The sequence below is a fragment of the uncultured Haliea sp. genome (assembly GCF_963973825.1).
Taxonomy (GTDB): Bacteria; Pseudomonadota; Gammaproteobacteria; order Pseudomonadales; family Halieaceae; genus Haliea.
In genome coordinates this window covers 32400-40024 of sequence record NZ_CAXBAE010000019.1, presented here as the reverse complement: position 1 = coordinate 40024, position 7625 = coordinate 32400, and the positions used below count along the sequence as shown (strand labels likewise).

Annotated in this window: 12 protein-coding genes; 1 reads left to right on the top strand and 11 read right to left on the bottom strand. The window is 53.8% G+C overall.

Features of this window, described 5'->3' with window-relative positions:
• Nucleotides 1–256: 256 nt before the first annotated feature.
• On the top strand, nucleotides 257–1315 hold the full coding sequence (locus AACZ17_RS16570; protein ID WP_339638948.1) for a site-specific integrase: 1059 nt from the start codon (nucleotides 257–259) through the stop codon (nucleotides 1313–1315).
• Here the strand turns inward: AACZ17_RS16570 and AACZ17_RS16565 are convergent.
• The 11 genes from AACZ17_RS16565 to AACZ17_RS16515 all read right to left on the bottom strand — a co-directional run bounded on the left by AACZ17_RS16565 (nucleotide 1302) and on the right by AACZ17_RS16515 (nucleotide 7616).
• Nucleotides 1302–1550, bottom strand: a complete 249-nt coding sequence (locus tag AACZ17_RS16565; protein WP_339638946.1) for a pyocin activator PrtN family protein — start codon at nucleotides 1548–1550, stop codon at nucleotides 1302–1304. The two genes, AACZ17_RS16570 and AACZ17_RS16565, sit on opposite strands and share 14 nt — an antisense overlap.
• Before the next feature lie 92 nt (nucleotides 1551–1642).
• Complete coding sequence (locus tag AACZ17_RS16560) at nucleotides 1643–1867, bottom strand: hypothetical protein (RefSeq protein ID WP_339638945.1); 225 nt, start codon at nucleotides 1865–1867, stop codon at nucleotides 1643–1645.
• A gap of 509 nt (nucleotides 1868–2376) precedes the next feature.
• Nucleotides 2377–2718 (bottom strand): hypothetical protein, encoded by a 342-nt coding sequence (locus tag AACZ17_RS16555; protein ID WP_339638943.1) that lies wholly within the window; start codon nucleotides 2716–2718, stop codon nucleotides 2377–2379.
• An 80-nt stretch (nucleotides 2719–2798) separates the two neighbouring features.
• Nucleotides 2799–3041, bottom strand: a complete 243-nt coding sequence (locus AACZ17_RS16550) for a hypothetical protein (protein WP_339638941.1) — start codon at nucleotides 3039–3041, stop codon at nucleotides 2799–2801.
• Between the two features lie 61 nt (nucleotides 3042–3102).
• Complete coding sequence (locus AACZ17_RS16545; RefSeq protein ID WP_339638940.1) at nucleotides 3103–3498, bottom strand: hypothetical protein; 396 nt, start codon at nucleotides 3496–3498, stop codon at nucleotides 3103–3105.
• Between the two features lie 294 nt (nucleotides 3499–3792).
• Nucleotides 3793–4050 (bottom strand): hypothetical protein, encoded by a 258-nt coding sequence (locus AACZ17_RS16540; RefSeq protein WP_339638939.1) that lies wholly within the window; start codon nucleotides 4048–4050, stop codon nucleotides 3793–3795.
• 14 nt (nucleotides 4051–4064) lie between these two features.
• Nucleotides 4065–4346 (bottom strand): ASCH domain-containing protein, encoded by a 282-nt coding sequence (locus AACZ17_RS16535; protein WP_339638938.1) that lies wholly within the window; start codon nucleotides 4344–4346, stop codon nucleotides 4065–4067.
• A gap of 9 nt (nucleotides 4347–4355) precedes the next feature.
• Nucleotides 4356–4676: a hypothetical protein gene (locus tag AACZ17_RS16530; protein WP_339638937.1), complete on the bottom strand. Its 321-nt coding sequence runs from the start codon at nucleotides 4674–4676 to the stop codon at nucleotides 4356–4358.
• On the bottom strand, nucleotides 4673–5137 hold the full coding sequence (locus AACZ17_RS16525; protein ID WP_339638936.1) for a hypothetical protein: 465 nt from the start codon (nucleotides 5135–5137) through the stop codon (nucleotides 4673–4675). Before AACZ17_RS16525 ends, AACZ17_RS16530 begins: the two co-directional genes overlap by 4 nt.
• Before the next feature lie 214 nt (nucleotides 5138–5351).
• Entirely contained in the window at nucleotides 5352–5951 is a 600-nt protein-coding gene (locus AACZ17_RS16520; RefSeq protein ID WP_339638934.1) for a hypothetical protein, read from the bottom strand.
• Between the two features lie 30 nt (nucleotides 5952–5981).
• Nucleotides 5982–7616, bottom strand: a complete 1635-nt coding sequence (locus tag AACZ17_RS16515; protein WP_339638932.1) for a ParB/RepB/Spo0J family partition protein — start codon at nucleotides 7614–7616, stop codon at nucleotides 5982–5984.
• Nucleotides 7617–7625: the final 9 nt, after the last annotated feature.

Below are 7625 nucleotides of genomic sequence, written 5' to 3'. Positions count from 1 at the left end.
AGCTTTAGTTTATTGATTTAAAAGCGCTTTATTTTTTGTTTGTACAATCCATCATGGGCGCAACACAGAATCGCCTGTCCAGTCCCTTTCCCACATAACCCGCGCCGTCCGTGGGTTTCCCGCCATTTTCAGCGTCTTGCAGCATCATTTTGCCTGTTTATTAAATAACCTATTTCGCCCCATAATCTACCATTTCTACCCGTTTTTGCTATTGTAGTGCCTCCAGAATGCCCCCAAATTTTTGGAGACACCGAGTGTGGCGACGATAACAGCAAGAAAGCGCAAATCCGGCACCCAATATACGGCCCGAATCAGGGTGAAGCGGGACGGCCAAATTGTACACCAGGAGTCGGAGACTTTCGCGCGAAAGGCTCTGGCGAAGGCCTGGGCAGACAAGCGGGAAGGGGAGCTGAGAGTGCCTGGTGCGCTTGAGCGATTAACCCGCGTAGGTGTATCGGTGGGGCAGGTGCTCCAGTGGTATCTCGATGATTATGATGGGGTCAACAAGTTTGGCCGATCAAAGAACACCTCGTTGAATCAGCTGATTAATGATCCTGAATTGGCTGGGCTGGATGCGATGTCGCTGACTTCGGGGCAGATGGTTGCGCATGCCAGGCGGCGCCTAGGTAATGGGGCGGGCCCTGCGACGGTGAATAATGATTTCATCTGGTTGCGCACGGCCATGCGCGCAGTGCGTATTGGTCGCGATCTTCCTCTGGATTTGCAAGCCATTGATGACGCCGCTTTTATATGTCGCAAAGAGCGATTGATTGCGAAGTCTTCTCAGCGCGATCGTCGCCCGACGCTCTCGGAGGTCGATAAACATCTCAAGCACTTTTCTGAGCGCGACGGGCGGGCGCAGACTCCGATGGTTGATATTATACAGTTCGCGCTGTTCAGTAGCCGGCGGCAGGAGGAAATTTGCCGTATCCGCTGGGCGGATGTGGATCGTGATAAACAGCGGGTTTTAGTGAGGGATATGAAGCACCCGAAACAGTTGGTTGATACCTGGGTGTTTGTACCCGACCTTGCCTGGCAGGTTTTGCTGAGGCAGCCAGAGAGTGAAGATGGGCGAGTGTTTCCGTACAACAGCAAAACGGTATCTTCTAATTTTACCCGTGCATGCAAACTACTGGGGATAAAGGATCTTCGGTTTCACGATTTGCGGCATGAGTGCATAAGCTGGCTGTTTGAGCAAGGCTGGGATATTCCTCGCGTGGCCTCGGTGACTGGGCACAAGGCGTGGACTTCGCTGCAGCGGTATACGCACCTGGAGCAGGTGGGGGATAAATACGCGGATTTCACGCTGCGCTAGATTTCAGGCGTTTGTGATCGTGGCGGGCCTGTTCTTTGAGCTGGTCCAGCCATTCTGCCAAATCGTGGGCGTTGATAAGCCATTCGGATTTCTGCGAGCCGCCGCGAAAGCAGGGCACCGGCAAGTCCTGGTGTCGGGCCTTTGATGCGGCCTTTGCATAGCTGAGCCCAAAGTATTTATCGCAGCATGCCATCAGCGGTATGTCTGCGGTTTCGTACTCCAGCATCAGTGCCATAAATGTTGACTTCATCGGTCACTCCTGCGTGATAGTGGGACAAAGTGGGGTGATATAACGCGACACTTTGTCGTCTATTTGGGTGTTATATTTCAATTCTTCATCGCGTAGTGTTCTGCCCAAATCTCGTCGCACTTGCGTACAGCGTCATAGAAGTGTGTTGGGCCGGTAAACTCAACGAACACTTCGTTTTCCTTGGCCAGTGTCGATTTTGTGGCAGTGGTTAGAATCATCATTTCCCTGTCATCATTCATGTATGATTCCTCGCCGCGAATAGTTGGTCCCTTTCGCCAGCCGTGCATAAATTCAATGCCCATCCAGTCTCTCGCTATTTAAATATAACAACTGCCGTCACAGCGACGGCTCATTGCATTCGCCGCGCGTGCGGCTTGGGTTAGGCGTACTCAAACACCTGAGTACTTGGGTTGTCCTCGCCATCGTCATCAGGCAGCAGCGCCACCACTTTCCCAATTTCATTCAATAGCTGGGCAACGCCGCTTGGATTCCATTCTGTTGCTCGTGCTACGGCACCTCTCCATATGTCGGCGCCACAACCTTGTGACATCATTGATCTGTAATATGAGGTGGTTTCGGCTTCCTCTTTTGCCGCCTCTAGATATTCCCCGGTATTGCAACACGGGCACGGCCATGAGTGGTCGTCTGGATCATATCCGTCACTATCGGCGTCCCAAACATACCCATCGCCTCTGCATTCAAATGTTCCGTTCTGGTATTCGCACATTCTTCAATTCCTCAAATCACGCCTAACAACTGTAGGCTGTCGGACTTCGTTACGCTGCGCTTCACTCAGCCGCAGCTACTTGGGTTATACGGCCTTCCTATCCAGGCGCTCTATCTCGGCGATTAGTAGCGCAGCGGCCCGCACCAGGTCGCGCCTTGGGTCTTTTGGTTTCCACCATCTTTCATCCCACGGCCAATCCTGAGGGACTTCTTCCTCCTGGTATCTAGCCAGTGATCCGCCTAATTTTTTTCGCAATTCACTGTCAGCGTCCAGCAACCATGATCGGCATACATAATGAGAGACGTAGTTTCCGGCCGCCTGTGCCATTTCTCGGTTTTTATGCTCGTCGTCGTGTTCTGCTGTCCATCCCTCTGATGCTATTTGCCGCTGCCGTTCCTCTAATACATCTTCAATTGCTGCGCTCATAAATCACTCCGTAGTTAGTTGCCGTATAACAACAACAGGCAGCGCGACACTGCGTGCGCCTGCTGTAAGGGTTATAACTCCTATCGGGCGCAAACAAACTTGTCGCCAGCTTTAAGTATTTTCACAGGCTGGTTCATATCCCGCCGCTCGGTGTATTGGTCGTGCAGATTGTTCAGGTCTAATATCACCTTCACGTTCTGCTTTTTGAGCGTGTCATAGTGATGCCCGCATACAAAAAAGCTCTCACGATCTTTGGATGTTGCGGTGTCGCCTTCGCGCATATCTGACAGCTTTTCGTACTTTTCAATAAATTCTACATTCACAGCTTGTCTCCTTAATGCGTTATAACAATCACAGGCACGGGACAGGCCCGTGCTGTGGGGGTTAGGCGTGATTTCTACCGGTTTCGCAGTGGTGGCATTGCTTTTCGCCGCCCCTGAATTTGTATCGTTGGTGTATGCCAAGCCAGCGGCACAGTTTGGGATTAATGTGCACGTAGGCGAAGTTGGTCACGGCGGTATGCCACTTCTTGCTGCGGTTAAAGGTGATGGATTTGGAGTACTGCATCCAACCGCGAGGGCGCACTGTAATTTCATAGCGCAACGGGTTTAGCCACCACTTCAACGGCACGCATCGTCTTGGTATGTCCGCATCGCCAATCATGTAGATCAGGATGGCGCGGGTATTCAAAACCATCTGTTCTGGGCAATTCATATTTTCAACCTCTCTAAAAACGCCTAGCAACGGTAGGCTGTCGGACTTCGTTACGCTGCGCTTCACTGCGCAGTTGCTATTGGGGGTTAGTTGCCTTCCTTAATTTTTGCTTTGAGTTTCGCGTTCTCAATACGTAGCCGCTTGTTCTCTGCTTCCAGCTCGCGCTTTTGCTGTCGGCGCTCGTAACGGCTGCCCCATACTTCAGTCGCAGCCGTGGAACTTTCATTGCATTGCCGGTTTATCGGCATCGGCGGGTATCTCATATTGTAAATCCTCTATTCACGTTCAAGTTTTTGGCAACTAACAACACGCTATTGCCGGACTGCCTACGCTTCGCTTCGGCAGCCGCAAAGCTGGGGGTTAGCAGGCCAACTGTGCCCGGCAAATTTCAAGCTGGCGCCCTATCGAAAGGCCAGTCTTTTCTTTGTGCGCAACGAGCTGATCAGCAAGTATTTGTGGTGTCAGGTCGCACGCCTCCATGGTCAGTTTCATAAATTCCTTTTTGTCTTTCTCATCCATCCATGACTCGAACATCGGCTCAAAGATCAGTTTCGCAATCTCATCAGGCCGCGTTAACAACTCGGTCAAATCGGACTCACTACGCTTCGCTTCGTTCACCGTTCACCTCCGGGTTATGGGGCTTGCAGTATCCGGCCAAGCCGCAATATGTGTACCGCTTCGCCTTCAGGCGCGCCCCATTCAGTTATTCCAGGTCCACCCAGGTGCTCGCCCAGTTCGATCAGCATAGTTGGCGAGGTCGGGCTGTAGCCGTTGCGAAATTGGATCGCGTCAAACTTTTTATTGTTCAGCCGGCGATTCCAATACGGCTTCATCTCGCGGTATTCCTCTTTCTTCTCGCCGCTGGCTATCATGTCAAACCAGCGCTTTTTCAATGTAAGGTGTAGCACTTTCATATTTCGACCCTACGCTGTTGGATGCGGCGCAATCACGCTCAGGTCGATCTGAGCGCCGTTGCCAATATTAAAATTCCAGGCCACGCGCCCGTGAGGCTTCTGCTCTGCTTCGCTGAGTTCGGCGCCCGGAAAAACCAGCGTTATATAACTTTCAAGCCTTTTCAGGAGCTGGTCGAGGCTTGCAGCCTGTTTCGTCCAAGCGACTGCGATGCAATCCATATCTGTTGCTAAGCTGCCGTGCAGTGCGAGTGCATACCCGCACTCTCTGGCTACCTCGCACATGCCGGGATAGAGCGTCACGTAAGCTGGGGCAATATTTGGTGCTTTCATCGCAGCGCTCGCGCCTCTTCCATCTGAATCGCTCTGCTTATAGCATCCGCCGCTTCGCTTAAATCCTGAGCCGTATCGCCCTTGCCGCGAATACCTGAGCACAACAGCTTTTTGATGGCATGCTGTCTGGCGGGGCAGGTTACGCTGAATGCGTCAAGCACTGCATAAACATCAGCTTTGCCGTCTACAAGGCAGCGCATGGGGCGGAGGTATTTTGAGCCGCTGGAATTGAACGGTTCGCTGAGGCTCGTGATGCGGCGCGTGTTCCAGTGTTCGAGGCGCGCGCAGGTGTCACAGTCAAGGCATTCGATGCCTGCGTGCTCGCCGTCATCATCAGAAAACATAATTTCGGAGTGCCTGATGTTGGTGCTGCTGCAAAATGGGCATGGCAACAGAGTTGAGGTTTCAGTTGCATTGTTCATGGCAATAGGCCCGCCGGTGGCCAGGGCAGGCCACGCCATCGCGTGTGTCCTCGGCTCATGAGCCAGTTGCGGCTCTGCCGGCGAAGCTCGTAGGGAATCACTGTTAGTTCAACGCGCACCTGATGCATTGATATTTCCAGAATCTCATCGCTGGTGTTGCGCGCGCTAGCGTAGCCCTTTTCAATTAAGGCTTGCCGGTAGGCGGCGACGTCGAGGTCTATCACGGCTTTATGCCGTGGTGGCACTGTTACGTTCAATGGTGTTCCTCCTGCGCAATTGTTTCGGCGGGTGGTCCCACTCGCATGGTGGTGTTCTGTCCGGTCGCATTGGCAAACCAGTTGAGGCAGGCGGCACCGCAGGTGATGATGTGGTGGCGGTACTTTTCTGTATCGCCGTAGCGTTCTGCCTGGGTGGCTTTGGTGGCGAGGTAGCCGATCAGCCAGAGCCAGTTGTCGGGGCTTTTGCCTTCGTCGTGTTCGGTGCCCCAGCGGTAGCGTTGATGCCGCGCCTCGTTGCTGATGGCGGTTAAAAAATCCTCTATTTCTGGCGTGTTAATCCGCTCCAGTTGTGAGCGCAGCAAATCAAGTTCGCAGTAGGGGCAGCCGGTGGCGCCCTTGCCGCCAGACTCAAGATGCTCGTGTGAGCTGCACCACTGGCTGCGTGGCTTGTGCTGTTCGTTTGGTGTACGCGTGTCTTGAGGCAGGGCATGCCAGCGCTTTTCGGTGAACCACAGGCGGTCGCCGCACGTGTCGCATCGGGCGTGTACGATTGGCTCTGGATACATCTTGGGGTTTAGCTGAAAGTCGGGTTGGCCTTCGGCATTTTTGCTGGGTATCCAGTAGTGCTTGTGCATGTGATTTCTCCTGCTGCGGTGTTTGTTAATTTACGCGGGCACGGGCTCCTTCTTTTTGGCGGACGCCTTTTTGCGGGGTGCAGCCTTTGTCTTGGTGGCGGATTTTGGTTTCGCCTTCGCCTTCGGTTTGGCTTTAGGTTTGGGCGCCGGCGGGTACAGCTCGTTCTCTACCTCCTCGCGAGTCGGTCGATTTTTTTCGAGCTTGATGTTGTAGGTTTCCAGGAGTGCATCGATTGGAAAATGGGATGCACTCCAGTTTGATAGCCCGAGTGGGTGTCTGTGGAATTCGTCTCCGTCCTCGGGTACTAGGCAGGCTTTTAGCAGTTCGGAAATTTTAATGGCGGGGTGCTCGCGGGCGGGCTTCTTCAGGTCTACCGTTGTCACGCACAGCAGCTTGAATATCGCGCGTATTTTTTTCTGTGCGACCTGCACTTCTTTGGCGCTGTATTCGTCGGGATCATCAACGATATCGAAAATGCCGGACTCTCGAATAGCGAACATTGCCATGATGTGCGTTGGCTCGTTAAGCGGCAGCGCTTTATTGATTTCCTGCATGGCCTCTTCTACCCAGGCGCGGTGCCGCTGGCCAAATTCAGAATGAATTTTCATGTCGCGGTCGTAGCTATCCTGCCCGCGTAGTTCGCCGTTGGTTTTTTCCTTCGGCTCCTGCCTGCGTTTAGCGGCTTCTGCGACGGCCTTGGGCTGCACGAAGTCAACCTCTCGCTCTGCGATCGCGGCTGTGAAATGTTTTACAGTCGGCTTCTCGTTGGTTTTAAATGCGGTGTTTGTCGCTTTCTGCACGGCACGGCTGGCGAGTTTGTTCTTTTCCTTGTAGCAGCTTGCCTGCAGGCACTGCGGCTTTTTTGGCTGGTCGTCGCTGAAGAGGTCCATGCGGTTGGCAGAGTTCTGCGGGCAGCTGCTGCAGGCGGGCTTGCCGGCAAACTCTGCATCGAGCTTCCAAGGGACTGCGCTCAGATCCTGCAGGCGAGACTCTACGGCGCGGCGGGTTTCGGCAATGGTTTTGGGTGGCGCTTTGGATTCGGTTCGCTCTCGGCCATTGAGCCAGCTGCACTCGCGGGCAGCCACTATGCCCAGCACTTCCTCCTGGGGCTCGTGCCCTGCCAAGCGGGCAATCAGTTGTGCATGCTGCAGATGAATGTCGCCATCCATAAAGGCCTGCTTTACGCGATCGGAGAGGCGGGCCATAGCCAGGCGTTTGTCTACCCACGTTTTGCTGCGGCCGATGCGTTGAGAAATTGCTTCCACCATGTCGAACTCGGTGCCGTTGCCCTGTTCGTCATGCTCGGTGCGGATGGTTTCGGCGAGATCCTCGCAAAAGCGAGCTTCTTCCAGCGGGTGAAGTTCTTTGCGTTCGAGATTCTCAATGGCCTGCAGGGCGCGAATCTCTTTCGGGGTAAGGCCTTTTACGATGAGCGCCGGGACCTGGCTGAGTCCTGCCATCAGTGCGTTGGCTTTGCGGCGAAAGCCAAACACCAGTGTGTAGCGGCCGTCGTCTTTCTGATTGACCTTTACGGGCTGCTGCACGCCGTTGGCCTGAATTGAGGCCTGCAGCTGTTCGTCGGCTGCCTTGTCGGTTACCAGGCGGTGGTTGTCTACGTCTTCGTCGATGAGGGCGATATCGATGTATTCAAATTGTTCGGCCATAAAATTCTC

What these genes read in the sequence shown, in the direction of transcription:
- AACZ17_RS16525 (WP_339638936.1), bottom strand. Translation starts at nt 5,137, where the DNA reads ATGGCGTGGCCTGCCCTGGCCACCGGCGGGCCTATTGCCATGAACAAT.
- AACZ17_RS16560 (WP_339638945.1), bottom strand. Translation starts at nt 1,867, where the DNA reads ATGGGCATTGAATTTATGCACGGCTGGCGAAAGGGACCAACTATTCGC.
- AACZ17_RS16515 (WP_339638932.1), bottom strand. Translation starts at nt 7,616, where the DNA reads ATGGCCGAACAATTTGAATACATCGATATCGCCCTCATCGACGAAGAC.
- AACZ17_RS16530 (WP_339638937.1), bottom strand. Translation starts at nt 4,676, where the DNA reads ATGAAAGCACCAAATATTGCCCCAGCTTACGTGACGCTCTATCCCGGC.
- AACZ17_RS16535 (WP_339638938.1), bottom strand. Translation starts at nt 4,346, where the DNA reads ATGAAAGTGCTACACCTTACATTGAAAAAGCGCTGGTTTGACATGATA.
- AACZ17_RS16555 (WP_339638943.1), bottom strand. Translation starts at nt 2,718, where the DNA reads ATGAGCGCAGCAATTGAAGATGTATTAGAGGAACGGCAGCGGCAAATA.
- AACZ17_RS16565 (WP_339638946.1), bottom strand. Translation starts at nt 1,550, where the DNA reads ATGGCACTGATGCTGGAGTACGAAACCGCAGACATACCGCTGATGGCA.
- AACZ17_RS16520 (WP_339638934.1), bottom strand. Translation starts at nt 5,951, where the DNA reads ATGCACAAGCACTACTGGATACCCAGCAAAAATGCCGAAGGCCAACCC.